The organism is Candidatus Poriferisodalis sp., from assembly GCF_965237655.1.
Lineage (GTDB): Bacteria > Actinomycetota > Acidimicrobiia > Acidimicrobiales > Poriferisodalaceae > Poriferisodalis.
Genome location: NZ_CBDEGB010000001.1, coordinates 1,054,587 through 1,078,358 on the forward strand (window position 1 = coordinate 1,054,587; position 23,772 = coordinate 1,078,358).

27 protein-coding genes are annotated in these 23,772 nt (G+C 65.8%); 19 read left to right on the forward strand and 8 right to left on the reverse strand.

Features of this window, described 5'->3' with window-relative positions:
* Positions 1-110 precede the first annotated feature (110 nt).
* Positions 111-1,193 (reverse strand): sucrase ferredoxin, encoded by a 1,083-nt coding sequence (locus ACPXYO_RS05110; RefSeq protein WP_423917237.1) that lies wholly within the window; start codon positions 1,191-1,193, stop codon positions 111-113.
* Between the two features lie 135 nt (positions 1,194-1,328).
* Between ACPXYO_RS05110 and ACPXYO_RS05115 the strand changes: the two genes are divergently transcribed.
* The 4 genes from ACPXYO_RS05115 (at position 1,329) to ACPXYO_RS05130 (ending at position 6,328) form a co-directional block, all read left to right on the forward strand.
* Positions 1,329-2,864 (forward strand): FMN-binding glutamate synthase family protein, encoded by a 1,536-nt coding sequence (locus tag ACPXYO_RS05115; RefSeq protein WP_423917239.1) that lies wholly within the window; start codon positions 1,329-1,331, stop codon positions 2,862-2,864.
* 239 nt (positions 2,865-3,103) lie between these two features.
* Positions 3,104-3,940 (forward strand): phytanoyl-CoA dioxygenase family protein, encoded by an 837-nt coding sequence (locus tag ACPXYO_RS05120; protein ID WP_423917242.1) that lies wholly within the window; start codon positions 3,104-3,106, stop codon positions 3,938-3,940.
* A gap of 39 nt (positions 3,941-3,979) precedes the next feature.
* Positions 3,980-4,564, forward strand: a complete 585-nt coding sequence (locus ACPXYO_RS05125; RefSeq protein WP_423917245.1) for a DUF4389 domain-containing protein — start codon at positions 3,980-3,982, stop codon at positions 4,562-4,564.
* A 90-nt stretch (positions 4,565-4,654) separates the two neighbouring features.
* On the forward strand, positions 4,655-6,328 hold the full coding sequence (locus tag ACPXYO_RS05130; RefSeq protein ID WP_423917248.1) for a thiamine pyrophosphate-binding protein: 1,674 nt from the start codon (positions 4,655-4,657) through the stop codon (positions 6,326-6,328).
* A 21-nt stretch (positions 6,329-6,349) separates the two neighbouring features.
* On the opposite strand, the gene ACPXYO_RS05135 is transcribed toward ACPXYO_RS05130, so the two are convergent.
* The 3 genes from ACPXYO_RS05135 to ACPXYO_RS05145 all read right to left on the reverse strand — a co-directional run bounded on the left by ACPXYO_RS05135 (position 6,350) and on the right by ACPXYO_RS05145 (position 9,068).
* On the reverse strand, positions 6,350-7,543 hold the full coding sequence (locus tag ACPXYO_RS05135; protein ID WP_423917251.1) for an acyl-CoA dehydrogenase family protein: 1,194 nt from the start codon (positions 7,541-7,543) through the stop codon (positions 6,350-6,352).
* A 78-nt stretch (positions 7,544-7,621) separates the two neighbouring features.
* The gene (locus ACPXYO_RS05140; RefSeq protein ID WP_423917254.1) at positions 7,622-8,743 is read right to left on the reverse strand and encodes an Ldh family oxidoreductase; all 1,122 of its coding nucleotides are present in this window, start codon (positions 8,741-8,743) and stop codon (positions 7,622-7,624) included.
* An 88-nt stretch (positions 8,744-8,831) separates the two neighbouring features.
* Complete coding sequence (locus tag ACPXYO_RS05145) at positions 8,832-9,068, reverse strand: type II toxin-antitoxin system HicA family toxin (RefSeq protein ID WP_423917257.1); 237 nt, start codon at positions 9,066-9,068, stop codon at positions 8,832-8,834.
* Positions 9,069-9,457: 389 nt separating this feature from the next.
* On the opposite strand from ACPXYO_RS05145, the gene ACPXYO_RS05150 reads away from it, so the two are divergent.
* The 4 genes from ACPXYO_RS05150 to ACPXYO_RS05165 all read left to right on the forward strand — a co-directional run bounded on the left by ACPXYO_RS05150 (position 9,458) and on the right by ACPXYO_RS05165 (position 13,715).
* Positions 9,458-9,775: a hypothetical protein gene (locus ACPXYO_RS05150; protein ID WP_423917259.1), complete on the forward strand. Its 318-nt coding sequence runs from the start codon at positions 9,458-9,460 to the stop codon at positions 9,773-9,775.
* Between the two features lie 103 nt (positions 9,776-9,878).
* A complete protein-coding gene (locus tag ACPXYO_RS05155) occupies positions 9,879-10,286 on the forward strand; it encodes a retroviral-like aspartic protease family protein (protein ID WP_423917261.1) in 408 nt (135 codons plus the stop codon).
* Positions 10,287-10,388: 102 nt separating this feature from the next.
* Positions 10,389-11,756, forward strand: a complete 1,368-nt coding sequence (locus ACPXYO_RS05160; protein WP_423917264.1) for an ATP-binding protein — start codon at positions 10,389-10,391, stop codon at positions 11,754-11,756.
* A gap of 360 nt (positions 11,757-12,116) precedes the next feature.
* Positions 12,117-13,715, forward strand: a complete 1,599-nt coding sequence (locus ACPXYO_RS05165; RefSeq protein ID WP_423917266.1) for an HNH endonuclease signature motif containing protein — start codon at positions 12,117-12,119, stop codon at positions 13,713-13,715.
* Positions 13,716-14,053: 338 nt separating this feature from the next.
* Here ACPXYO_RS05165 and ACPXYO_RS05170 read toward each other — a convergent pair whose 3' ends face one another.
* Both ACPXYO_RS05170 and ACPXYO_RS05175 read right to left on the reverse strand, forming a co-directional pair.
* The gene (locus ACPXYO_RS05170) at positions 14,054-15,109 is read right to left on the reverse strand and encodes an isocitrate/isopropylmalate dehydrogenase family protein (protein ID WP_423917269.1); all 1,056 of its coding nucleotides are present in this window, start codon (positions 15,107-15,109) and stop codon (positions 14,054-14,056) included.
* 84 nt (positions 15,110-15,193) lie between these two features.
* Complete coding sequence (locus ACPXYO_RS05175; RefSeq protein WP_423917272.1) at positions 15,194-15,736, reverse strand: DUF2269 family protein; 543 nt, start codon at positions 15,734-15,736, stop codon at positions 15,194-15,196.
* 157 nt (positions 15,737-15,893) lie between these two features.
* Here ACPXYO_RS05175 and ACPXYO_RS05180 point away from each other — a divergent pair, with 157 nt between their 5' ends.
* From ACPXYO_RS05180 to ACPXYO_RS05230, 11 genes are read left to right on the forward strand one after another with little or no spacing between them, the layout of a single operon-like run.
* Positions 15,894-16,148, forward strand: a complete 255-nt coding sequence (locus ACPXYO_RS05180; protein ID WP_420622789.1) for a hypothetical protein — start codon at positions 15,894-15,896, stop codon at positions 16,146-16,148.
* 3 nt (positions 16,149-16,151) lie between these two features.
* Positions 16,152-17,027: an FAD binding domain-containing protein gene (locus tag ACPXYO_RS05185; RefSeq protein WP_423917276.1), complete on the forward strand. Its 876-nt coding sequence runs from the start codon at positions 16,152-16,154 to the stop codon at positions 17,025-17,027.
* A 1-nt stretch (position 17,028) separates the two neighbouring features.
* Positions 17,029-17,616 carry a (2Fe-2S)-binding protein gene (locus ACPXYO_RS05190; RefSeq protein ID WP_423917279.1) on the forward strand — a complete coding sequence of 196 codons (588 nt, stop codon included), beginning with the start codon at positions 17,029-17,031 and terminating at the stop codon, positions 17,614-17,616.
* A gap of 1 nt (position 17,617) precedes the next feature.
* Positions 17,618-19,999 carry an aerobic carbon-monoxide dehydrogenase large subunit gene (locus ACPXYO_RS05195; protein WP_423917281.1) on the forward strand — a complete coding sequence of 794 codons (2,382 nt, stop codon included), beginning with the start codon at positions 17,618-17,620 and terminating at the stop codon, positions 19,997-19,999.
* The gene (locus tag ACPXYO_RS05200) at positions 19,996-20,955 is read left to right on the forward strand and encodes an XdhC family protein (protein ID WP_423917284.1); all 960 of its coding nucleotides are present in this window, start codon (positions 19,996-19,998) and stop codon (positions 20,953-20,955) included. The genes ACPXYO_RS05195 and ACPXYO_RS05200 overlap by 4 nt, the downstream gene beginning before the upstream one ends.
* The gene (locus ACPXYO_RS05205; protein ID WP_423917286.1) at positions 20,955-21,539 is read left to right on the forward strand and encodes an SRPBCC family protein; all 585 of its coding nucleotides are present in this window, start codon (positions 20,955-20,957) and stop codon (positions 21,537-21,539) included. The genes ACPXYO_RS05200 and ACPXYO_RS05205 overlap by 1 nt, the downstream gene beginning before the upstream one ends.
* Positions 21,540-21,549: 10 nt before the next feature.
* Positions 21,550-21,801 carry a hypothetical protein gene (locus ACPXYO_RS05210; RefSeq protein WP_420446347.1) on the forward strand — a complete coding sequence of 84 codons (252 nt, stop codon included), beginning with the start codon at positions 21,550-21,552 and terminating at the stop codon, positions 21,799-21,801.
* Between the two features lie 11 nt (positions 21,802-21,812).
* Complete coding sequence (locus ACPXYO_RS05215) at positions 21,813-22,040, forward strand: hypothetical protein (protein ID WP_423917288.1); 228 nt, start codon at positions 21,813-21,815, stop codon at positions 22,038-22,040.
* A gap of 13 nt (positions 22,041-22,053) precedes the next feature.
* Positions 22,054-22,320 carry a hypothetical protein gene (locus tag ACPXYO_RS05220; protein ID WP_423917291.1) on the forward strand — a complete coding sequence of 89 codons (267 nt, stop codon included), beginning with the start codon at positions 22,054-22,056 and terminating at the stop codon, positions 22,318-22,320.
* A gap of 1 nt (position 22,321) precedes the next feature.
* The gene (locus ACPXYO_RS05225) at positions 22,322-22,612 is read left to right on the forward strand and encodes a hypothetical protein (RefSeq protein ID WP_419551927.1); all 291 of its coding nucleotides are present in this window, start codon (positions 22,322-22,324) and stop codon (positions 22,610-22,612) included.
* Entirely contained in the window at positions 22,609-22,971 is a 363-nt protein-coding gene (locus ACPXYO_RS05230) for a hypothetical protein (protein ID WP_419551928.1), read from the forward strand. The genes ACPXYO_RS05225 and ACPXYO_RS05230 overlap by 4 nt, the downstream gene beginning before the upstream one ends.
* A 10-nt stretch (positions 22,972-22,981) precedes the next feature.
* On the opposite strand, the gene ACPXYO_RS05235 is transcribed toward ACPXYO_RS05230, so the two are convergent.
* Together ACPXYO_RS05235 and ACPXYO_RS05240 are read right to left on the reverse strand one after the other, a co-directional pair.
* Positions 22,982-23,449, reverse strand: a complete 468-nt coding sequence (locus ACPXYO_RS05235) for a hypothetical protein (RefSeq protein WP_423917299.1) — start codon at positions 23,447-23,449, stop codon at positions 22,982-22,984.
* A gap of 24 nt (positions 23,450-23,473) precedes the next feature.
* Positions 23,474-23,770, reverse strand: a complete 297-nt coding sequence (locus tag ACPXYO_RS05240; protein WP_423917302.1) for a hypothetical protein — start codon at positions 23,768-23,770, stop codon at positions 23,474-23,476.
* Positions 23,771-23,772: the final 2 nt, after the last annotated feature.

Below are 23,772 nucleotides of genomic sequence, written 5' to 3' on the forward strand. Positions count from 1 at the left end.
ATTGCCCCATGTGAGTCGTGATCCGGATAGTCCCGGTTTGCCCGGTCGCGACTCGGCAAGGCTAGATCGCCCGACTCGCAGCTGTCCCGACGGACGATCCGCTGAAGCCCTTAGTGCTCCCGAACGCCGGTGACGATGAACTCCGTCGCTGGCTTGGCCGGAAGGCCTCCGAGCGCGCGGCAGGCGATCGTCGGCACGGTCCGCCCGGCCACCACCGACACCGTCCACGCGCGTTCCGCCTCCGCTGAGATGACATCGACGTCCCAACCGTTTGCCGCGGGTCTGAAGCTGACGGTGCGGGTCATGTCTTCGAGCGGCCAGCCGACCTGGGTGAACACGGCGCGTTCAGCGACTTGCGCGGGCCCAGTAGCTGCCCCCCACCATCCCCTGCAGCGGGGCGCCAACGCCGAGGCGTCGGCGGTTCGGTCGAGGATGGCAGCGATTTCGCCTGCCTCGATGCTGGCCCACATGCGGCCGTCGGGCAGCGTCATCGCCGTCGGTGCGAAGCGGTGACCTCCTGTGTGGCTGACGCGATGAACGGAGACTCGTCCGCCGGCGGTCGGCGCGCCTGCGTACGGTTCATCGACGTCGGAGTCGCGGTACGCACGCAACACTGCTTCAAAATCGGCCGCAAGGCGGGTGCCTTCACTGCCGCAGCACACGTCGTGACTTCCTTGGGTGCACACGAGCACGGCCCGCTCGCCCTCGGTGTGTCCGAACGAGACGAACCCCTCCCCGTCCGGGATCGGCTCCGATGGCATGCGGCTTGCCAGGTGCTCGAACAGCTGGCGCAGGCCGGCGGCGCCGTCAGCTTCGAAGTACGCCGTTTGCGTGCCCGCACCCACGCGCCAATGCAGCACGACAGGGATCCTGTCCGCCCGACTGCGTTCATCCGGTGGCACAACGGCGAGCACCCGTGTCGGGCCCATCGCCAGGTCCGTCATCGGTCTGAAGCCCTCAAGCAGCCCGTTGGCGAACACGGGCTTCGGCCATGGCAGTGGCATCTCCACCAGCGCCACAGCATCCGCCGAAATGGAAGTGCCGCCGGGATCGCTGCCGATGGCCGAAGCGTGGGCGGCGCAGCGTGGCGCCTCGTCGGGTGCCGGCAGGAGCGCCAAGACCTCTGGGGCCAGGGGCGGCACGGCCAGCGGCATGCCCTGCTGGGGCATTCCGGCTGCCGGTACCGATGACATCGGGCCAGCATAGGAAGCCGCTTCGCACCGGGTCGGATGACGGTTCGCCCCCGCAGGTGTCCGTCCCAAGATGTCGACGACGCATCACCGGGTCGCGGCTTCGGCATGAGGCAGGCCCGCGGTAGGTTCAGGTTCATGCCGTGGTGGTTGTGGGGGCTGATCATCGTCGGGGCATTTCTGGTATTCGTGTTCATTCACGACAGCTTTCAGAAGCGCCACTCGATTCTGCGCACGTATCCCGTCATCGGTCATCTCCGTTTCTTTCTGGAGAAGATCGGCCCGGAGTTGCGCCAGTACATCGTCGCCCACAACGAAGAGGAGCGGCCGTTCAACCGGGACGAACGCCGCTGGGTCTACTCAACCGCCAAGCAGCAGAACACCTACTTCGGCTTCGGCACCGATGATGAGATCGACAAGCCCGGCCACATCACGTTTCGCCACAGCCCCTTCCCGCTTGGCCGGGATGTGCCCCCGGACGCGCCGATCCCCTGCGGAAAGGTTATGGGCGGTTGGCGGGATCGGGCCAAGGCATACCGGCCGGCTTCGGTGGTCAACATCTCCGCCATGAGCTTCGGTTCGCTGTCGGGTCCGGCCATCGCGGCGCTCAATCGCGGGGCCCAGATGGCTGGCTGCACGCACAACACCGGCGAGGGAGGCGTGTCGAAGTACCACCGTAACGGTGGCGACCTCGTCTACCAGATGGGTACCGGCTACTTCGGGTGTCGCAACCCTGACGGCACATTCTCGATGGACCGTCTGCTGGAAACGGTCGAATCAGCACCGGTCCGAGCCATCGAGGTAAAGTTGTCCCAGGGGGCGAAGCCCGGCGTCGGCGGCCTGCTGCCCGCGGCAAAGGTGAGTTCCGAGATTGCAGCGGCGCGCGGCGTCCCGATCGGCAAGGACGTAGTGAGTCCCAGCCGGCACTCCGCATTCGGCTCGGTCGTCGAGCTTGTGAACTTTGTGGAGGAAGTGGCGGGGGCAACCGGCCTCCCTGTGGGCATCAAGTCGGCCATCGGCCAGGAGGCCTTCTGGACCGAGCTGGCCCAGCACATGGCCCAGACCCGCCGCGGGCCGGATTTTGTGACGGTCGACGGTGCCGAGGGCGGCACAGGTGCAGGACCCTTGGTGTTTACCGATCACGTAGCACTGCCGTTCTGGCGGGCGTTCGGAGTCGTGCATCGGGCGTTCGGCGAAGCTGGGCTGACCGACGAGATCGTCATGATTGGCTCGGCCAAGCTCGGCTTTCCTGCCCCGGCGGCGCTTGCCTTCAACATCGGCGTCGACATGATCGGCGTCGCACGTGAGCCGATGATGGCGATCGGGTGCATTCAGGCTCAGCGGTGTCACACCGACCACTGCCCGACGGGCGTGGCGACGCAGAACAAGTGGCTCTCGCGGGGGCTCGATCCGACGAACAAGAGCGTCCGGCTGGCGAACTACATCATCGGGCTTCGCAAGGAGCTCTTCCGTCTCGCTGATGCGTGCGGGGTGGAGCATCCGGGGTTGATCGGCGCCGACAATGTGAACGTGGTGAGCCCCTTCGGCGATCTCGTTCCGGCGCACCATGCGTTCGGCGTTCACCAGGAGCGGACCCACAGCCCGGCTCGCATAGCGGGGCTGCGGCGGGCAGTTTGCGCCGACGGCGAGCCCGGAATCGACGAGCGCGCATAAGAGGCCGCGCGGATAGGTGACGTCTCGGAAAGCTGCTGTCGAGCGTTCTTTGTGCAAATTTGCCGCCTGCGGCGGCATTTCTGCGCAAAGTCGAGAACGGCGGGGCTGCCCGGCATCGCCGCCTATCTGCTCAGACTCTCAGCAGAGCCTGATTCGCTGGCAGAATCTGTCTCATCGACGTCGCCTGCGGAATCGGCCCGAGCCGGACCCCGCGGGATAGCTCGTGACGGGAGACAACGATGAGTCGACAGCAGGTGCTTGAAGCAGCCAGGGCCCGCATTACCGCAGAGCACAAGGCAACGTTCGAAGCCGAGGGAGTTGTCAAGGTCAGCGGTGCTGTGGGCGACGACTGGATTGAGCGGGTGCTCGAGGTTGCCGACAAGCAGTTGCGCGATCCCGGCAAGTGGGTGTCCGACACCAACCCCGGCGCGAGCTCGAACCGGCTGTTCACCACGCGATACCGCTGGCAGGAAGATCCTGTGATCGGCGGCTTCGTCTTCGACTCGGGCATGGCGCAGATGGCAGCCGAACTCATGGGATCGTCGTCAGCACGGTTCTATTTCGATCATCTGCTCATCAAGGAACCGCGGACCGCGAACCCCACACCATGGCATCAGGACATCCCGTACTGGCCCTTCATGGGCAAGCAGATCTGCTCTTCGTGGGTGGCGATGACGCCGGTGACCGTCGCAGAGAGCTCGCTGGAATTCGTGCGCGGCTCGCACAGCTGGGGTGCGTACTACGCGCCCGAGTCGTTCGACGGCTCGAAGGGCTTCATGGCCGACTTTGAAGGCGAGAAGATGCCCGACGTCGAGGCTGATCGTGCCAGCTACGACATCGTCGGCTTCGACGTCGAGCCCGGCGACGCATTGTTCTTCTCGTCGTGGATCATTCACGGCTCGCCTGGCAATGCCGGCGACCACCGGCGTGTGGCGCTGTCCACCCGCTGGCTGGGCGACGATGCGGTGTGGTACCCGCATCCGGGCTGCGACCCCATCGTCTCTGACGACGACACGATCGCCGTGGCAGGCGAGTACCCGGCCGACGACAATCGGTTCCCGCTGGTGGTCGTTTAGGCCCCCGGGCAGGGAAGCGCAGCAAGTAGGTTCCTGCGCATGGCTTACCCCGCTTCTGTCAGTGTCGAAACGCCAGAGCGCGTGGCCAATTGGCGACCCTTGCTCCATTGGCTCATGGCGATCCCGCACATCATCATCACGGCTGTGTTGTCGTATGTGTCCCAGATTGTCGGCCTGATTTCGTGGTTCATCATTCTGTTCACCGGTCGGCTTCCTTCGGGATTGGCCGGACTTCAGGTGCTGTACTTGCGATACAACACGCGAGTCAACGCCTACGTGGGTTTCCTGCACGAGCAGTACCCGCCGTTCTCGTTCGAGATGACCGCCGAGGAGCCGGGCGGTACGCCAGTGACGGTGTCGTTCGAACCTCAGCTCGACGATCGCAATCGGCTGACCACGCTGGTGCGTCTGATCCTGGCCATTCCGGCCTTCATATTCTCGGTCATTGTCGGTCTCATTTCGCTCGTTTGTCACGTACTGGGCTTCTTCGCAGTGCTGTTCACCGGTCGCTGGCCGGGCGGGTTGAGAAATTGGATTGTCTCGGTACTGGGTGTTGAATTGCGGCTGAGTGCGTACATGACCCTTCTCACCGACGAGTACCCGCCCTTCAGCCTCGACGCCTGAGCGTCACCACGACACGCCGCCTTTGGGCGGCCTGCGGCACCGCAGGGCTACCGTGCGGGCGATGAGCGAGGCCCAAGGTGCGTAATGGCGATGAGTGAGATGACCGGCGGCGAGGCCGTCGCAGCGACGTTGGCGCGTCTGGGCGTGCGGCACGTGTTCGGGATCGTCAGCGTCCACAACCTGCCGATGTACGAGGCGCTGTCGGTACGCGACGACATCGAGGTGGTGAAGGTCCGGCACGAGCAGGCGGCCGCACACGCGGCAGATGCCTACTTCCGGGCCACGGGTGAGATGGGGGTATTGCTGACGTCGACTGGCCCGGGCGCAGCGAACGCCGTGGCGGGGCTGTACGAAGCAGGTTTCTCCAGCTCGGCTGTGCTGATGGTGACGGGGCAGACCGAATCGCGGTTCTACGGCAAAGGCAAGGGATTCCTGCACGAGAACGAGGGCCAGCTGGCCATGCTGCGTTCGGTGTGCCGCAGTGTCGCCTCGGTTCGTCATCCGGGAGAGATCTCGACCGAGATTGCCAGGGTTGCCGACGACGTCCGCACCGGTCGGCCCCAGCCCGGTGCCGTCGAGATCCCCATCGACTTCCAGTACGCACGCGTGGGAAACGCCGCCGAAGCTGGTTCGCCGCAAGTGGCTCGCCTTGCGCCCAATGGAGCATTGCTGGACGACGCCGCAGAACGTCTTGCGACCGCGGAGCGTCCCGTCATCTGGGCGGGCGGTGGCGTCAACATCGCGGATGCATCCGGTGAGCTGGCGGCGTTGGCGCAGCGGCTCGGCGCGCCGGTTTTTACCACCATCGAAGGCCGAGGTTCGATCAGCGAAGAGCATCCGCTGTCGCTGGGGTTCCGTTCGGATCGCCCCCAGATGGCCGATGTGTTCGCAGAAGCCGATCTGCTGCTGGCCGTCGGCACTCGATTCCAGAACTACGCCACGCGAGTGTGGGCGCTGGAGCTGCCAGCAGAGCTGATCCACCTCGATGTCGACCCCGGCGTGATCGGGCTCAACTACAAGCCGTCGCTGGCGGTGGTCGGCGACGCCAAACTCAGCTTGGCGGGCCTGGTCGAACGACTGGGCGACGGTGCGCCGACGATCGATGACGGATTCGTGGAGCGCTCTCGCAAGCACCGCGCCGCCGACATGGAGGCGTTGCGTGACGAGATCGGCGCCGATCACGCCGCCATCTGCGACCTGATGCGGCAGCTCTTGCCCCACGATGCGCGCATCGTGCGCGACACGACGGTTCCCGGCTACATGTGGGGGAACCGTCTACTGCCGATCGTTGCGCCTCGAACATCAATCCGGGCTGCCAACGCCGCCATCGGCCCCGGTGTGCCGATGGCTGTGGGCGCCGCGCTCGGCACTGGGAAGCCGACGGTCGTCATCCAAGGCGACGGCGGGCTGATGCTGTCGATTGGTGAGATCTCGTCGCTGGCCGAGCACAGCCTGCCGGTCATTGTCTGCGTGTTCAACGACGGCGGCTACGGCGTGCTGCGCATCATCCAGGACGCGCTGTGGGATGACCACCACGGCACCGAGATCGGCGGCATCGACTTCGTCGGCGTCGCCCAGGCGATGGGCGTGCCGGCCGAGCGGGTCGCCAGCGTTGCCGAGTTCGAGGCTGCATTCGGCCGCGCCGTCGACCGTGCCAACGGCGCCTCAGGTCCGGTGGGTCCAACCCTGCTCGACATCGACCTCACCGCTCTCATCCCCATCACGTTCCCGCTGCCCGCGCACCAGCGCCGCCGGGAGGACTGAGCCGCCCGCGTTTCGCTCCGGCTAGAGGCCGGAGGTATCCATGTCGGGATCGAAGAAGGTGCGGCCGGCCACTTCCATGACCGACATCGCAACCATGAAGTGAGCCGACGCCGTATGCACGTCACGCAGGTGGCGTTGCAGCGGTGACGACTCGAAGATTGCAGTGCCGCCGACTGCGGTGTTCATGGACTCGATCACCCGCACACTGGTCTGCATCGCATGGACGGTTGCGGTGCGCAGGTCGCGCCGGGTCGCAATGTCGGCCAGCGTGTGTTGTGCACGATCCCACGCTGCATCGATGGTCGTGTAGAGCAGCGTGCGGGCGGCGCGGACTTCGGTGTCGGCCACTGCCACTGCGCTGTGCAGTGCCGGCCGTTGCGCCAAGGTGCGACGGGAACCCTGAGGCACTTTGGCCTTGGCAACCTCGATGACCTCGTCGACGCAGGCACGAGCCATGCCGAGCGCGATCGCACCTATCGGCAGTGCAAGCAGTCCGAAGAGCGGAAAGCGGTACAACGGCTCCGCGGCGTACGGAGATCGCAGGATGTCGGCACCGTTGGCGATGCGAGGGGTGGGGAGCCACACGTCGTGGCACTCGAAGGTGCTCGAACCCGAGCCCCGCAGCCCGCTGGTGTGCCAGTCGTCGTGAATCAGGATCTCGTCAGGTCGGAAGAAAGCACGGCCCAGTGCTGGCAGTCCGGAATCGCCCGAGTCCTGACCGTCGATCTGCACGCCTCCTGAGATCCACTCGGAGTTTTGGCAGCCCGACGCCCACGCCCAGCGCCCGCCCACGACGTAGCCGTCAGTGCCGTCGGGACCGGGGGCGGGTGTGGCACGGCCCGAAGAGGCAAACACGCCGGCGGTGATGACGTCAGGGTTTCTGAGAACTTCGGCCAGCTGTTCCGGCGTCAGCGCGGCGAACATGATCTGCGACGTGGCGCCGATGAACGTGCACCAAGCAGCCGACGCATTGCCTGTCGCGAGTGTCTCGCTCACCTGTGCCACGGTGGTCGGGGACAGTCCGAGGCCGCCAAGGGTCGGCGGCACCAGCGTCCGATAGAAGCCGGCTTCGGCGAGCGAGTCCGCCAGGTCTTGGGGCAGCTTTCGCAGACGGTCGATCTCAACGCTGCGTTCGCGCAGTTCACCTAAGAAGCTCGCCGCGGCAGCCAGCATCGCCTCACCATCGACGACGTCGGACGTAGCGGCGGGCGTCATCGCGGCACGGTAACAGCGTCCGCGTAGCCGGCCCTCATGCTTGCCGGGTGTCCTGCTAGCCCCGGTTCGGCGCAGTCGTCAGCAGGCTTCGCAATCGAACGGCACCTCAAGCTCGTCGCCGATACGGCGCAGCGAGCGGACCACCGACGCGGGATAGCTGACTGTGCCGACGGCGGTACGACGGTCCATCTCTAGCTGTTCCAGTTCGCCCGGTAGGTACACCGTCTGGCCCGGCAGGGCGTCTTCGGCGCCCGCGGCGCGGATCTGGTCGACCATCGATTCGATGTCGTCGTGGTAGCCGTCGAGGTCGCGGAACACGCCGGGGTCCATCAGGAGGAAGAACTGTCCCCGGTGCCCGACGGCCACGTCGCCAGTGTGGGCAGAGCCTGCGAGGATGCCGGCGGCGACGTTCGAAGCGGTCACCATGCCGATGCCCTTGTAGCCGCCGATGGCCGGCACGATGCCCCGCATTGCCACATCGGGATCCACGGTGGGGTTGCCGTCGCGATCCAGGAAGCCCCAGGCCTCGGGAATCTCCTTGCCCTCAGAACGGGCCCGCAGCACCTTGCCGAGCGCGACCGGGGTGATCGCCATGTCGAGCACGATCGGCGGATCGTTGCGGCGGGGGAACGTCCACACGATCGGGTTGTTGCCGAACAGCTTGCGGCGGCTGCCGAACGGCGCCAGATTCGGCACCGACGTCGTCGTGCCGTAGCAGACGAAGCCCTCCTCAGCTGCGCGATACGGGTAGTTCGCACCGCAGCCCCAGTCGTTGGAGTTACGGATCACGCCCACGACCAGTCCGCTCTCGCGAGCAGCGTCGATCAATTGCTCCATGAAGCGGGTGATGACGAGCTGACCGAGTCCGTGGTGCCCGTCGGCCACCAGCACCGACGGCGTGCGGGTCACGATTTCACACTTCGCTGTCGGATCGGTGGTGCCGTCGCGGAACCAGTTCACGTACCAGCTGACCCGCTGGAAACCGTGCGTGTCGACACCGCGCCGGTCCGACCACAGCTGATTGTCGACGACTGTTGCCGCATCGGCGGGCGCCATGCCGGCGGCCACATACGCCGCGATGCCCCACGGTCGCAGCTCGTCCAGCCGGAACGACAGCGGAGCAGGGTCATCGCCCGCTGCGGGACGGTCGTCAGGTATTCCCCGCGGCAGTGCACCGGGGTTCGTGGACTTCTCACTCATGTCTGGTCGCTCGCCCTCGGCTCGATCTGCAGCAAGTTTGTACACCCATGGGCAACTCGCTGCCGGTGTGTGACCGCCGTTACCCCCGCTAGCGGTTCAGCCAGTCTTGGCGTGTGTAGCCCGCCTGCTTGAGAAGGCGGAGCAGAAACGGCGCGGGGATCTCGCGGTCACTTGGCATGACCTGTCTGTGAGTCCCCTTGATCATGAATTCGTGACTGCCGCCGGGTCGAGGCCCATCCCAGCCTCGCTCACTCAGGAATCTGATGAGTTGCGACGTGTGGCGGGAGGAAGCCGACTGGTCATGCAGTAACGGCGATTTCGTCATCACGGATCTCTTCGACAGCGGCACCGGCGAGCCCAGCGTCAAGCCAACTCTCCAGCGGCAGCTGCGTCGGGGTCTGCGCCATGGCTCCAAGCGTAATTCTGTGCTCTCAATCGCCCGCTACAACACTTCGATGACGGCAGAGGCGAAGTCTTCAGTTCCCGCTGTGCCGCCTTGGTCCGGTGTCAGGTGTTCACTTGCTTCGAAGGCCTCTGCGAGAGTCCGATCCAGCCGATCGGCCGGAGCTTCGAGTCCCAGGCAGCGAAGCATCATCCCGGCGGGTTCGAGCGTGGCAGTCGGGTTGATGATGCATAGTTTGTTGGCCGACGGCCGATGGTGCGAGCGGTGGAAAATGGCGTGACCTGCGTCCGCAGGTGTGCAATGCTGCCGACGTGCGCAAGATGTCGCAGGTGGAAGGCATAGACGATGTCGGCGTCAACCCGCCGATGATGCTGCCTGACACCGTGCTCACCCGCTTGGAGGCCCGTTTTGAGAAGCTGCGCCCTGCGCTGGTGCGCGAACACCCCAACCAGTGGGCACTTCTCATCTACCGCGGCTCGAAACGGGTGCCGCTGCTTGACGTATGGGCCGACGAGTGGGACGCCATCCGCGCTGGCTATGCCGATCCGCAGGCCCGCCGTTTCTGCGTGAAGCAAATCATCGAAACCGACGAAGACGTGTTTGTGAACTCGCTGGGAGCTTGGCATTGAGGCTTTGGCGGGTTCTTGGCCGCTGACGGCGCGTATCAGCGCTAGTGGTGCGCGCATCGACTTCGAGCTGAACGCGACACCCGTCGACGTGCAGGAACACAGGATGGTTGCACGCCCCCTGCCCCTGCCTGTGCGCGGCAGGGCACTCATCGACACCGGTACCCAGATGTCGCTGATCAGCGGTCGCATTGCCCAAACCCTGGGTCTCGACCCCACCCGCTCCACCGTGCTGCGCACCGCCACCGGCCGGACCGCCACCGTCTGCTACGCCGTTTCCTTCTCGTTCGTGTCGCGAGGTACCCCCATCGGCAGCCCACAGGATTTGATCGTCGGACGTGCCGACATTCTGCAAGAAGACATGCTGCTCGGTCTCGATGTGCTCCGCCACAGCCACCTCGAATGGAATGGCCCTGCCGCCACGCTTCACCTTCGGCCGCAGTACGAGCCGGTGTGCCATGTCGTCGATCAAATGGTCGATTGCAAACCACACAGATTGCTGATGAGCACCTAGACAAATCGTCGATTATGCGTCAGACAGATTGCTGACGAGCTCCCTGACTAATTGTTGATTGGAAGGCAGGAAGATTGTGGATTGGGCGCTAGGTTTGGACGCGTGGAAGAGCACCGGCGGCATCTGGGCGCGAACCTCACGGACGCGCTTGACACATCACGGGTGGTCGTGCTCCATGGGCCGCGCCAAAGCGGCAAAACCACGCTGGCACGACGAATCGCCACCGCACGCGGTGGCGACTACGTCAGCCTCGACGACGACGACGTTCTTGCTCTAGCCCTCGACGACCCACACGCCTTCGTTCGTGCATTCCGCCCGCCTGTGGTCATCGACGAAGTTCAGCGGGCCGGAGATCGATTGGTGCGAGCCGTGAAGATCGCTGTGGACGACGGAACCAATGCAGCAGGACGCTTCCTGCTGACCGGTTCCACGAATTTCCTCACGGTGCCGACGATCAGCGAATCGCTGGCCGGGCGCGCGACGATCTTGACGCTGTGGCCTTTCAGCCAAGCCGAACTGTGGGGGTCTTCCGTCGGCACTCACAGCGCAACCGGCGCCATGCCCCCCGTCAGTGCACACCCAACGCAGCAATCGAAGCTGACGTCATCCGCCGTCGGCGCATCGCGCTCCACCAACGCCGTCGAGCGGTGGTTCGACCAAGACAGCTCCCTACGGCGAGCAGCGCGTTCCTCCACCAGTCGCAGCGATTACCTGCAGAAGGTGTGCATCGGTGGCTTCCCGGAGGTACAGCAGCTCAGCGCGCACGGACGCAACCGATGGTTCTTGGGCTACGCCGAAACGGTGGTGAGTCGGGATATAGCGCAGCTCGGCGACATCCGTCGCGCTGCGATGTTGCCGCAGATGCTGCGCCTCGCAGCCGCTCAGACCTCGTCGGAGCTCAACGTGTCTCGGTGGGCTGATCAACTCGGAGCGGATCGCGCAACGGTGCAGTCCTACCTTGGCTGGCTGCGCATAGTTTTCTTGGTCCATGAACTGTCCTCGTGGCGGCGCAACCGAACTTCTAGAGTCGTACAGCGCCCAAAGCTGCACGTCACCGACAGCGGACTCGCCGCAGGGCTGCTCGGGCTGAGCGCTGACGCTTTGGCAGCGCTGAATCACCCGATGACTGGTCCGCTCTTCGAGACGTTTGCCGTCAATGAGATCGTGCGGCTCTGCTCAGCAGCGGAGATGCCGGTGTCACTGCATCACTACCGCGACAATGCTCAACGCGAGGTTGATCTGGTACTCGAACGATCCGACGGTGCTGTCGTGGCGGTGGAGATCAAGGCGACATCGTCGCCCAGGCCAGATGATCTGCGCAATCTGGTCTACTTCCGAGACCGCCTCGATGCCGTCGAACCGGGAGCATTTCGCGCGGGTGTGCTGCTCCACTCAGGTGCCAACACCTTGCCCCACGACGATCGCGTGCTGTCAGCCTCCCTCGACACGCTTTGGCAATCGCCCCGATGAACGGCTGATGAGTTCGCGACGTGTAGCCGGAGGAAGCCGGCTGGTCATGCGGTTCGGGCACCTGCTAGAGCTGTGTCCGCAAGCGTTTGCGCTGTAGTCGGCGAGCCCGGTGCTGGCATTCCGCAGTCCTGGCAGGCTGCGTCGGCTGGGAGCGAGGGTGCATGCGTGCGCACAGCACGATTGATGGCGCGACGCGACCTGCTCGTCCGGGCTCGGTCATCGGACAGGGGCGCGAGCCCGCCACGAGTGCGCTGCGTTGCGGTGTCTGGGGGTTGCGCTGGCGTCGGTTTGGGTGTGGTGATGCCGTTGGGGGGTCGTTCGGGGGCTTTCGTATCACACCCCATATTTACAGTCATTGTCATGAAGCGCTCAGACGTTCGCAGCGATTCGACGGAAATGCCGACCGGCTTGATGCCGGCGAGCGACGCGGCCGTGGCCGCTCCGCCCGCGCTGGCGTCACCGGTCGAACCGGCATCGCTTCGGGTTGAGCCGGTTGAGCCGGTATCGATTGCGGTGCCGCTTCGGGCCGGGCCGGTTGAGCCGGTATCGATTGCGGTGCCGCTTCGGGCCGGGCCGGTTGAGGGTGTGTTGTCGGTGCTGTGCGGGGCGCGTGACGTCGTCGCGCGGGCGTCGCGGGTGCCGTTGGGCGATGCCGGCTGCGACACGCTCGCCGATGTCATCGACATGGCGTCTCGGCTGCGCTCAGCCGCGGACGCGCTGGTGCTCTCAGCGACTGCTGCGCTCGAGGTCGCCCGTCCTGGGTCGGGCCGCAGTGCGCTGGTGGGCCGGGCGCGGCTGAGCAAGCGCAACGCCAAGCGCACCGTCGAGTCCAGCGAGCAGGTCGCTCAGATGCCGAATGTGGCTCGGGGCCTCGCGGTGGGCGAGCTGAACGTCGAGCATGCCCAGGTACTTGCCGACGCTGCGCGGCGCACCAGGCCCGACGCGGTCGATTCCGCAGCAGAGCTGCTCGAAGCCGCCGCGGTGGTGTCGCCTGAGACGCTGCGCGAGCAAGCCAAGAAGTTCGCGGCCCGTCATGACCCTGCCGCTGCGCAGACCGAGTTGGGCCGTCAGCGCCGCGATCGCTGCGCGTCGTTGTTCGTTGACGATTCCACCGGGATGGGTGTGTTGCACGCCCAGTTCGACTCGGTCAGCTTCGCAATGGTGCGCCAAGCACTCGAGAACTACAACGACGCCTTGTGGCGTCTCGACGGCGGACGCGACGCCACACCCAACCAGATTCGCGACAACCGCCAGCGCCTCGCGGACAGCCTGTTCGAGATGGTCACCGACCGCAACGCCCTGGCCACCATCGACCACACCGCCGCACACGGCCACGACACCGCGCGCCGCCCACGAACCGATGACGGCCACGGCTGGCGCAGCGATGCCGACGGCGATGACGCCTCCGACAGCCCGGCGGGTCGCTCGATCGATCGGTGGCGGCCCGCGCAAGCACCCAACCAGCTCATCATCATCGCCGAGATCGGCGTCATCGACGGCACCAAACCCCACGGAACCTGCGAACTCCTCGGCACCGGACCCGTCCCGCCGGCAATCCTCGACAACCTCTCACCCGACACTCACATCAGGGGCGCACTGTTCGACACCAACGGAGAAATCCTGTGGCTCGGACGCAGCCGCCGAGACGCCAGCGTCGCCCAACATCTCGCCGTCGCGATCCGCGACCGCGGCTGCGTGCTGTGCCGCGCACCCATGCACCGCTGCGACGACCACCACATCGAGGAATGGGCCGCCGACAACGGCACCACCGACGTGCCCAATCTCGCTGCTCTGTGCAAGAAATGCCACCACGAGCTCCACAACAACAACCAGCAACTCCACCGACACCGAGCCACCGGCGAATGGACCGCCAAGCCCCGCACCCGCACCGCCAACCACGCCACCGCCGCTACCGCTACTGCACGAGCAGCCGGCCCGCTGCACACACCACGCGAATAGGGACTTGAGCGGGCAGGCGACTGGTCAAGCACGCGGGCGCCGTCAGAACGACGCCTGCCCGACCTGTCGCCCGCCTACTCGCTCGGCTCCTAAGCCACAGCCCCCCCAGCGACACGGGGTCAGCCACGACACAACGACCGCCGAGAGCCAACCATGACGAGTCAGCCACGACGGAGCGTCCACCGAGAACCGACCACGACGAAGCCAGCCACGACACAACGTCCACCGAGAACCGACTACGACTCGGTGCCTCCGGCGGGCGGACGGACATCGAGCGGCTGACTCAGCGCCTCAGCACACAGTCGCCCTCATCCACGCCGACGTTGCCGGACACAGCACTAGATAACGTCGATGACGGCGGAGGCGAAGTCCTCGGTGCCTGCTGTGCCGCCCTGGTCAGGCGTCAGGCGCTCGCCTTGTTCGTAGACCTCTTCCAGCGCCCGGTCCAACCGGTCCGCTGGAGCCTCAAGCCCGAGGTGGCGCAGCATCATCTCGGCGGATTCGAGCGTGGCGGTCGGGTTGATGATGCCCAGCCCGGCGATATCGGGAGCCGTGCCGTGCGCCGATTCGAAGTAGGCCCAGTCGTCGCCGTAGCAGCCAGATGGTGCGAGGCCCATCCCGCCGATGGTGCCTGCACCCTCGTCGGAGAGGATGTCGCCGTACAGGTTGGGCAGCAGCAGCACATCGAGATCGTGCGGGCGCATGACCAGCCGGTGTGCCATGTCGTCGATGATGAACTGCTCGTATTCCAGGCCCGGATACTCCGAGGCGACCTCACGAGCGATGTCGCAGAACCAGCGATCGGTGGCGGGCAGCATGTTCGTCTTGGCAGACACGGTCAGCTTCCCGCCTCGCTGCAATGCCAGCTCGCACGCAAAGCGAGTGACCTGTTCCGTGCCGGGCCGGGTGATGATCTTCGCCGCGAAGCGGCCATTTGCGGCGTCGGGCGGGACACGGGAGCGGCCTTCGGTCAGCCCTGCATCCAGCAGCAACTTGGCGGGACCCATCACGCCGACGTACATGTCCTCGAGGTTCTCGCGCACGATCACGTAATCGATGCCCTCGGGCCGAGCCAGCGGCGAGGCGTAGCCCGGCCGCCAGCGGACCGGACGCACGTTGGCGTACGTGCGCTTGCCCCAGCGCATGAAGCCTGCCCCTGGCGTCGTGCCATTTGACGAGCCGAACAGCACCGTGTCGGCGGCGTCGATGTGCTCGCCGACCAGTGCTTCTCGCTCTTCGGGTGTGCGGGCGGCCAATTCGTCGCCGACTGGGACGTGGTCCCACTCGATCGGCAGGTCGAGGGCGTCCAAGACGCGCAGCGAGGCCGACATCGCCTCGGGCGCAGCGTCGTCGCCAGGAATCACGCACACCTTGTGCCGCCGAACAGAGGTCATGCGCCGACGCTACGCGGCCCAGTTGTCGTATTGCCCGGCGTCGCCTGCGCGAGGCGATCACGGCGTCGCTGTGAGACGGCGGGCTCAGAGGCCGGGCTTGGTCACCATCACCGCGATTGCCGCCACGACGACCAGGCTCGCCATTGCGTCGAGCGTGCGCCAGCGACGAAGCAGGCCACTGATCACCGCTGGCTCGCTGTTGCCGGCGTCGAGTGCTGCGAGCAGCTTCTGCGTCGTGGGCCGCACGGCCCCGTGCGCGAGGGCCACCCAGGCGAAATAGAGGACCAAGCCAATCGTGACCCAGCCTTGGCGGAAGTCCCAGCGATCGTCGAGCAACACCGCAGCGAAACCCGCCAGACCGGCAACGTAGACCGACACGTCCGCGAAGCGAGTCAGGACGTAGCGGTTGGATCGCTGCGCCACCGCCGCTGCGGCTGGGTGCACGGGCTCGTTCGACTCGGGGGAGTCCTCAAGCGCGTCATTGATGGTTCGACGTGTTGCAAATGCAGTCATCGCTGCGCCGCCGAATCCGAAACCGGCGGTGAGCAAATGAATCACCAGCAGCACTTGATATGGCCCTGAGTTGAATCCGGCGGCCAGCAGCGAACTCACAGCGTTGTGATCCATGACCTGAGTATTCCGTGCCCACGGGTCGATGGGTGCGCGGGTAGCCGAGCGAGACGTGAAGCCCGCCGATCGGGCTTCGTTCTTGCCACCAGCACCGTCAGTGGTAGGTTCACAGTGCCGCAGAGACACGGCCGGATCTCCGGGGGAAGGGGAGTCCATGCCGATCGAGTCATCAGGCCATAGTGCTGGCAACCCGAGGCTGTACGAGGTCATCGAGGGCACGCCCCGCGAGGGTCCCGGCCCGACGATCTGGGCGTGGCCGCAAATTGTCGATTATCTCAAGGTCGCCGGACAGCCGGTCCAAGGGCCTTGGCCGCCCCACCAGGAGCGACGTCCCGATCCCGATGCCGAGGCGATGCCGCGAGCTGTGCCGGATCCGCAGGGACCTGGTGGGCAGTCGACGGGGGGCTGAGGTATGTATCCATCCCGCTTCCGCTACGAAGCCCCCTCGACACTCGCCGAGGCCATAGCCCTGCTCGCCGCTGCTGATGGCGAGGCGAAGATCCTTGCGGGGGGCCAGAGCCTCATCCCGATGATGAAGCTGCGTTTCGCCGCCCCGGCGATGCTCGTCGACATCAACGGCGTCAGTGGTCTCGACTACCACCGGGCCGATGCCGATGGCACCTATCGCATCGGTGCGCTGTGCCGTCACGCCGATCTCGAGAAATCGGCAACGCTCGGCGATCATCAACCCACAATCGCTGCGGCGGCCCCCATTGTGGCCGACCCGCTCGTGCGCACACGAGGGACGCTGGTCGGCTCGGTGTGCCACGCCGACCCGCAGGGCGACTGGGCCTCGGTGATGGTTTCGCTGGAGGGAGCCATCGTGGCCCAAGGCCCGAACGGGCAACGGACCATTCCGGTCAACGACTTCATCGACGGTCCGTTCCAGACGGTGCTCGCCAACGACGAGATCGCCGTCGAGGCGGTGGTTCCGCCAGCGGGTGGGACCCGGGCCGGCGGTTACCTCAAGCTTGAACGCCGTGTCGGCGACTTCGCCACCGTCGGCGTGGCGGTCTCGGTGGAGATGTCGGGCGACAGTGTTGCTCGGGCGGGCATCGGGCTGACCGGTGTCGGGCCTGCCACCATCAACGCTTCCGACGCAGCGGCGGCTTTGGTCGGCACGGCGCTCGATAGCGACGCCGTCGATGCGGCGGCTCAGCTCGCCGCCGAAGCGGCCCAGCCCCGCTCCGACCACCGGGGAAGCGCCGACTACAAGCGCCACGTCGTCGCGACATTCGTGAGACGCCTCGGGGCGCAAATTCAGCGGTCTGGACAGAAGGCGGCCTGACATGAGCACGTTGTTCGAAGAGGTCCCGCCGAGCTTTGGTGACGACGTGCCGGTTCGCCGGGTGGAATTGACCGTGAATGGCGAACGGCGTGCTGCCGACGTCGAGCCGCGGCTGCTGCTGGCACACCTGCTGCGCAACGGCTTCCGACTGACGGGGACCCACACCGGCTGCGACACGACGAACTGCGGTGCATGCACGGTGCTGTACGACGGAGTGCCCGTCAAGAGCTGCACGATGTTCGCAGTCCAAGCCGACGGTCATGAGATCCTCACCGTTGAAGGCCTTGCGACCGCGAGCGAACTGCATCCGATCCAGGAAGGCTTCAAGGACGAGCACGGTCTGCAGTGCGGCTTCTGCACCCCCGGCATGATGCTCAGCGCCAAAGCCCTTCTGGAGGAGAACCCGAACCCGAGCGAGGACGAGATCCGCTGGGCACTGTCCGGGAACCTGTGCCGCTGCACCGGCTACCAGAACATCGTCAAGGCGGTGATGTGGGCCGCCGAGAAGCTACGCGGCGCCGCACCCGACAGCGACGACCCGGATGCTGGTGGCAGTGCCGCCGGCGACGGGGCCGGAGAGGAGGGCTGAGATGGCGCTCGACGAGATCAAGATCGGCGGCCTCGGCGCCAGCCGGCGCCGGGTCGAGGACAACCGCTTCATCCGCGGCAAGGGCAACTACATCGACGACATCGCCCTGCCCGGGATGCTGCACATGGAGATCCTCCGCAGCCCGTTGGCACACGCTCGAATCAGGTCCATCGATGTCAGCGGCGCCTGGGCGATCCCCGGCGTTCGCCTCGTGCTCACAGGCGACTTGCTTGCTGCACGGAATCTGGCGTGGATGCCGACGCTGTCGTATGACACTCAGGCGGTCCTTGCCACGGACAAGGTCAGATTCCAGGGGCAGGAGGTCGCGTGTGTCATCGCCGACGACCCCTATCTCGCGAAGGACGGCTGCGAGGCCATCGTCGTCGACTACGAACCGTTGCCGCCCATCGTCAACCCGACCCAGGCGCTGGCCCCCGATGCGCCGCTGATCCGCGACGACAAGACCGGTCAGAACAACAACGTGGTGTTCGATTGGGAGGTCGGCGACCGGGAGGGCACCAATCGGGCCTTCGCCGAGGCCGACGTGGTCTCGGCCATCGAGATGCACTACCCGCGCTCTCACCCGTCGCCCATCGAGACCTGCGGTTCGATCGCCGACTTTGACCGGGCGACCTCAAAGCTCACCGTGTACATGACCACCCAGGCGCCGCACATCATCCGGGCCGCGGTGGCAATGGTGGCCGAGTTGCCCGAGCACATGATCCGCATCGTCTCTCCCGACCTCGGCGGCGGTTTCGGGAACAAGGTGCCGGTGTATCCGGGCTACGTGGTGTCGATCCTGGCTTCGATCCTGCTCGAATGCCCCGTCAAGTGGATCGAGGACAAGAGCGGGAACCTCATCTCCACCGGATTCGGCCGCGACATCTACCTCAAGGGCGAGCTGGCGCTGCGCAACGACGGCCGCATTTTGGGCGTGCGCATGCACACCGACTCCGACCATGGAGCGTTCTTTTCCGATGCCCAGCCGAGCAAGTTCAAGATCGGTCTGATGCACTCGGCGTTTGCCTGTTACGACATCCCGGCTGCCCACCTCACCGCCCAAGGCGTCTACACCAACAAGGCGCCGGGAGGCGTCGCGTATCGATGCTCCTTCCGGGTCACCGAAGCCATGTACTTCCAGGAGCGCATGGTGCAAGCCGCCGCCGACGACCTCGGCATGGACCAGGCCGAGTTCCGCCGGATCAATCTGGTTCGAGATGACGACTTCCCGCATCGCACTCCCTTCGGATTCCTGACCGACTCCGGCCAGTACCAGAAGTGCCTCGACCTCGGCCTCGAGGCGATCGGCTACGACGACTTCCTGCGGCAGAAGGAAGATGCCCGCAAGCGGGGCCGGCTCTTGGGCATCGGCATCTCGACGATGACCGAGCCCCTCGGGGCCGGCAACAGCCGGGAATACGACATCTTGGGCATCAAGATGTTCGACTCCGCCGAGCTGAAGGTGCACATGACCGGCAAGGCGCTGCTGCGCACCGGTGCCAAATCCCAGGGTCAAGGCCACGAGACCACATGGGCACAGATCGTCGCCCACGAACTCGGTATCCCGGCCGAAGATGTGCTCGTCGAAGAGGGCGATACCGACACGGCCCCGTTCGGCATGGGAACCTACGCATCGCGTAGTACCCCCGTCGCCGGGGCGGCCGTTGCAATGGTGGCGCGCAAGATCCGCGCCAAGGCCCGCAAGCTTGCCGCTCACCTGCTGGAGGTGTCCGAAGAGGACATCGAGTGGGAACTCGGGCGGTTCTCGATTCGCGGCGCCCCTGACCGAGGCGTGACAATCCAGGAATGCGCATTTGCCGCCTACAGCAACATGCCTGACGGCATGGAGCCGGGCCTTGAGAACAACGCCTACTACGACCCTCCCAACCTGACGTGGCCGTTCGCCTGCTACATCGCGACCGTCGAGGTCGATCCCGAGACCGGCGTGTGGGACGTCTTGCGGGTGGTGGCCGTGGACGACTGCGGTGTGCGCATCAACCCAATGATTGTCGAGGGCCAGATCATGGGCGGCCTCACCGAGGCGTATGCCATGGCCAACATGCAGTTCATCACCTTCGACGAGGACGGCAACTGCATCGGCTCCAACTACATGGACTACTTGCTGCCGACGGCTTGGGAGACACCGGGCTTCGAGCTGCACGAGGTGGTGACCCCGTGCCCGCACCATCCCATCGGGGCCAAGGGCATCGGGGAATGCGCCACCGTCGGCGGTCCCGCAGCGTTCGTCAACGCCGTCATGGACGCGATCTCCGACACCGGCGTGCGCAATATCGACATGCCGCTGCTGCCTGATCGGGTCTATGAAGCCATCACCCAGCGTCACGACGTCTCCGGCGCACCGCCGGTGAAGACAGAGCCGTGAGCGAACCCGTTCTTGCCGAGCACAGGGCCGTCGAGGGCGGGGCCGTCGCAGGCTGGGGCGTCCTGGAACAGGCCATCGAACTCGCACGCAGCGGCGAGGCATTCGTGTTGGCAACGGTTGTCTGGCGCGAAGCCCCGACCTCGGGGCAGCAGGGATCTCGTGCCATCTACACGGCCTCGGGCGAGATCTACGGCTGGATCGGCGGCGCATGCGCTGAGCCGGTGTTCATCCGGGAGGCCATGGCAACGCTTGAAGCCGGGACGCCGCGGTTGCTGGCGCTCGGCGCGAGCGATCGTTTCGGCGATCTCCCCCAAGGCACGACCGCGGTGGCCATGTCGTGCCAGAGCGAAGGCGCCCTGCAGATCTATCTGGAGCCCGTCGTGGCCGTACCTCACTTGGTGATCGTCGGAAGCTCGCCGATGGCGACAACCCTGTCGGTGCTCGCCAGTCAGCTCGACTGGCGTGTCGAGCTGGTCACCGGCTCTGAGTTCAGCGAGGGTTTGCTCACACCGCAGTCGATCGTCGTCGTCGCCACCCAAGGACACGGCGACGAAGACGTGCTGGGGGCCGCGCTCAAGGCGGCTCCGGCTTATGTGGGCCTCGTCGCGTCCAGCCGCAGGGGAGAGAGCGTGCGTGCACAGCTCGTTGCTCAGGGGGCCGACCAAGCCCAACTCGACGCCCTACGCGTCCCGGCAGGACTGGATCTCGGCAGCACTTCTCACAAAGAGGTCGCTGTGTCGATCCTGGCCGAGCTGGTGCAATTGCGAGCACAGGGTGCGTTCGCTGTCCCGGTCACCCCCCAAGCGCCCACGACAGCCACGGCTATCGATCCCGTCTGCGGCATGACGGTCCAGATCGATCCGGCTGCTGTCTCACTGGAGGTGGGAGACGAGGTCTTCTACTTCTGCTGTGCAGGGTGCCGGACGGCCTATGCGCGTGAACAGGGAGTCGCCTGATGGAGATCACCAATCAGTTCGAGGTCGCTCAGCCGCTGGAGGTTGTGTGGGACTTCTTCGGTGACGTCCCGCAGGTTGCCGCGTGCCTGCCCGGCACGGAGCTGACCACCGAGCTGGGAGACGACAGCTACGGCGGCACGGTGTCGATCGGTCTCGGTCCGATCAAGATGGATTTCGACGGTGGCGCTGAGATCACCCACCGCGACGTTGAGGCCCGCACGATCTCCGTCGCTGCCAGCGGCGCCGATCGCAAGGGCCGGGGCCAAGCGACGCTCGCGCTCAACGCAAGCCTTGCCCCGGCTGCGGACGGCACCACCGTCGACGTCGCCATGGATCTGCAGCTCTCCGGGCCGGCCGCGCAGTATGGGCGTGGCTTGGTGAGCGACATCACCGCAGTGCTGCTGAACGATTTTGCCGCCAACGTGCAGAACCGACTGGCTGCGATCGCGGCGGGCCGTGACCCCGATCCCCTCAGCCAAGCCCAAGCCGCCGGCGGCGTTGCCATCGGTGTGCGCGCCGCGCGAATGGGGCTCGCGCGCGTCCTACGTCGATTCGTCCTGCCGTACCGCCCCGAGGCCGTCTGAGGAGGCTGTTGTGCTCTGGTGGATTGGAAACCTGATACTGCTGCTGGTGGTAGTGCCGGTGGCAGTCGCACTGCTGAACCGGGTACTGGCTGCCATCGAGCGGATCCGCAAAGCCAGCGACGAGATCCTGACTGCGGGCGTGGCGGTCATCGGAGAACTCGACACCACGCGCGATCTGCTTGCAACGACTGACGAGACGATCGAAGAGGTAGCAGACGGTGCGGTGCGCTACGCCGGTTCGGTCGGGAAGCTCTTGGGCTGAAGGGAGTTCTGATGCCTGCTGTTGCCTGGGTCACTGTCATCATCGGCGGCCTGATCATCGTGGCTGCCGCTGTCGGGTTGCTGCGAGTGGCGCTCCACTTGCGGGCGGTCCACAGCACGCTCGTCGCGGTCGCGGGCGGCGTTCGTGTCATCGCCGACCAGACCTCGACAATCCCGACCGTGTTGCCGTCGGTGAATTCGACGCTCAAACCCGTGCGGGACTTCTGCGAATCGATCTGAGGGAGGGAATGCCGTGATACTGCTACTCGCTCAAGAGTCGACAACCGGGTGGATAATCGGCTACGTCATCGGCATCGTCGCGGTCATCGCGGTGGTCGCGCTCGTCGTGCCGATCCTGATGCTGGCTCGTTCGATCGGCAATCGGGCATCGGAGATCAACGCCGGGCTGGAAGACGCGGTCACCAACACGGCGTCGCTGGCGGAATTGAACACCACGATCGAGTCGGCATCGGCAATCGTCGCCGGCCTGAAGCGTGGTCGGGCCCGGTTAGGAGGCTGAGATGGACCTACTGGGGTTGACCGACACCCAAGAGAACCTGTGGTGGGGAGTCATCATCGGCGGCTTCGTCGTGATTGTGGCTGTCGTTGCCCTGCTCACCATGCTGGTGCTGCTCGTGCGCACGATCGAGCGCCGGGTGAGGATCATCAAGGGCACGCTCGAGCGTGCCGCCGCTAACACCGGCGACACCGCCCTCATCGCAGAGACCGCCGAGGGGGTCGATGCGGTCCTGACCGAAGGCCTCGAACACCACCTGTTCCTTGGCCGCGTTCTCGACAAGGTGCGCACATGACGACACTTGTAGTTCTCTCCGTCATCCTGATCGGCCTGCTGATCGCCGGGCTGGCCTTCTACCTGTTCATCGTGGGAAGCCAGCTGACCCGGATCGCCGGGCTTCTGGAAGAGTGCTCGCAGATCGTGTGGAAGATCAAGGCAGACGCCGAAGCTGTCGAACCAGGTGTCGAGCGCATCAACAACACCAGCGGCGTCATCGCGGGAGCGTTGCCGCTGCTGTACGGCATGGCCGAAGGCATCGTGGCTGGGGCCACGTATGAACCTGACCCCGAGCCTCGCGAGCCTGCGCCGGCCCGGCCCGCGATGGGCACGCGCCGCAGCCGGCTCCACGACGCCGTCGGTTACCACCCCGAATAGCCGTCAGCGATCAGTTCAAGTCCGACTCGGAGGCCCGCCCAGTCGAGCGCCCAGGATCGCGCGTGGTGGTGAGCGGGCCTGCGGTGGGGGCCCGGTAGCTGCCGATCCACTCGTCCTTCCAAATTTGGTCGAACTGTTCGGGCGCGCAGCCGGGTCGGTAGATGGCGACCAGCTCGCGGACGATCTGCTCGCGATGCGAGCGCAACCCGCCTGGGACCTCATAGGTGCAGATGTGGAGGTTCCACTTGTTGCCGGCGCGCCGCTCCCAGCACTTTGCTCGCGGGTGGCCGAACGGCAGCCCGGCCGCAGCCAGGTTGTCCGCGTGGTCGACGTCGATCACGGCGTAGTCGTATGGTCGGCCGTCGGGATCGGCTCGGTACAGGATCGCGAACACGGCCGCAATTGCAGGCGGCGTCCAGCCGCCGAGCACCCTGGGTCCCTCGAAGGGGTAACCGGCGAGCGAGCCCAGTCGGATCATCTGGGGCGGATCATCTGGGCCGGATCATTCGGGGAACCCGAACTCGTCGTCGGAGTCTTCGGGGCCGATGACTTCTGCTCGGGTCATCGGCCAGGCTGGGAGCCTCGCTGTCTCGACTGCATCGGCGAAGGCCTCCATTGCCGTTTCGACGGCGATGTCGGCGTTTTCGGCCTCGATCACGATCTGAGCGCCGTACGCCATCGCGCCGACGCCCGATGCGATGCCGCCGAGCGGCGCGACCGCGTCGGCAAGCGCCACAACCTCGCTGAGTTCGACGGGCCGGTCGCCCTCTGCCTGGATGGAGACGCTCCACTTGTTCATAC

What these genes read in the sequence shown, in the direction of transcription:
- ACPXYO_RS05110 (WP_423917237.1), bottom strand. Translation starts at nt 1,193, where the DNA reads ATGTCATCGGTACCGGCAGCCGGAATGCCCCAGCAGGGCATGCCGCTG.
- ACPXYO_RS05115 (WP_423917239.1), top strand. Translation starts at nt 1,329, where the DNA reads ATGCCGTGGTGGTTGTGGGGGCTGATCATCGTCGGGGCATTTCTGGTA.
- ACPXYO_RS05120 (WP_423917242.1), top strand. Translation starts at nt 3,104, where the DNA reads ATGAGTCGACAGCAGGTGCTTGAAGCAGCCAGGGCCCGCATTACCGCA.
- ACPXYO_RS05125 (WP_423917245.1), top strand. Translation starts at nt 3,980, where the DNA reads ATGGCTTACCCCGCTTCTGTCAGTGTCGAAACGCCAGAGCGCGTGGCC.
- ACPXYO_RS05130 (WP_423917248.1), top strand. Translation starts at nt 4,655, where the DNA reads ATGAGTGAGATGACCGGCGGCGAGGCCGTCGCAGCGACGTTGGCGCGT.
- ACPXYO_RS05135 (WP_423917251.1), bottom strand. Translation starts at nt 7,543, where the DNA reads ATGACGCCCGCCGCTACGTCCGACGTCGTCGATGGTGAGGCGATGCTG.
- ACPXYO_RS05140 (WP_423917254.1), bottom strand. Translation starts at nt 8,743, where the DNA reads ATGAGTGAGAAGTCCACGAACCCCGGTGCACTGCCGCGGGGAATACCT.
- ACPXYO_RS05145 (WP_423917257.1), bottom strand. Translation starts at nt 9,068, where the DNA reads ATGACGAAATCGCCGTTACTGCATGACCAGTCGGCTTCCTCCCGCCAC.
- ACPXYO_RS05155 (WP_423917261.1), top strand. Translation starts at nt 9,879, where the DNA reads ATGGTTGCACGCCCCCTGCCCCTGCCTGTGCGCGGCAGGGCACTCATC.
- ACPXYO_RS05165 (WP_423917266.1), top strand. Translation starts at nt 12,117, where the DNA reads ATGAAGCGCTCAGACGTTCGCAGCGATTCGACGGAAATGCCGACCGGC.
- ACPXYO_RS05170 (WP_423917269.1), bottom strand. Translation starts at nt 15,109, where the DNA reads ATGACCTCTGTTCGGCGGCACAAGGTGTGCGTGATTCCTGGCGACGAC.
- ACPXYO_RS05175 (WP_423917272.1), bottom strand. Translation starts at nt 15,736, where the DNA reads ATGGATCACAACGCTGTGAGTTCGCTGCTGGCCGCCGGATTCAACTCA.
- ACPXYO_RS05180 (WP_420622789.1), top strand. Translation starts at nt 15,894, where the DNA reads ATGCCGATCGAGTCATCAGGCCATAGTGCTGGCAACCCGAGGCTGTAC.
- ACPXYO_RS05185 (WP_423917276.1), top strand. Translation starts at nt 16,152, where the DNA reads ATGTATCCATCCCGCTTCCGCTACGAAGCCCCCTCGACACTCGCCGAG.
- ACPXYO_RS05190 (WP_423917279.1), top strand. Translation starts at nt 17,029, where the DNA reads ATGAGCACGTTGTTCGAAGAGGTCCCGCCGAGCTTTGGTGACGACGTG.
- ACPXYO_RS05195 (WP_423917281.1), top strand. Translation starts at nt 17,618, where the DNA reads ATGGCGCTCGACGAGATCAAGATCGGCGGCCTCGGCGCCAGCCGGCGC.
- ACPXYO_RS05205 (WP_423917286.1), top strand. Translation starts at nt 20,955, where the DNA reads ATGGAGATCACCAATCAGTTCGAGGTCGCTCAGCCGCTGGAGGTTGTG.
- ACPXYO_RS05215 (WP_423917288.1), top strand. Translation starts at nt 21,813, where the DNA reads ATGCCTGCTGTTGCCTGGGTCACTGTCATCATCGGCGGCCTGATCATC.
- ACPXYO_RS05225 (WP_419551927.1), top strand. Translation starts at nt 22,322, where the DNA reads ATGGACCTACTGGGGTTGACCGACACCCAAGAGAACCTGTGGTGGGGA.
- ACPXYO_RS05230 (WP_419551928.1), top strand. Translation starts at nt 22,609, where the DNA reads ATGACGACACTTGTAGTTCTCTCCGTCATCCTGATCGGCCTGCTGATC.
- ACPXYO_RS05235 (WP_423917299.1), bottom strand. Translation starts at nt 23,449, where the DNA reads ATGATCCGACTGGGCTCGCTCGCCGGTTACCCCTTCGAGGGACCCAGG.
- ACPXYO_RS05240 (WP_423917302.1), bottom strand. Translation starts at nt 23,770, where the DNA reads ATGAACAAGTGGAGCGTCTCCATCCAGGCAGAGGGCGACCGGCCCGTC.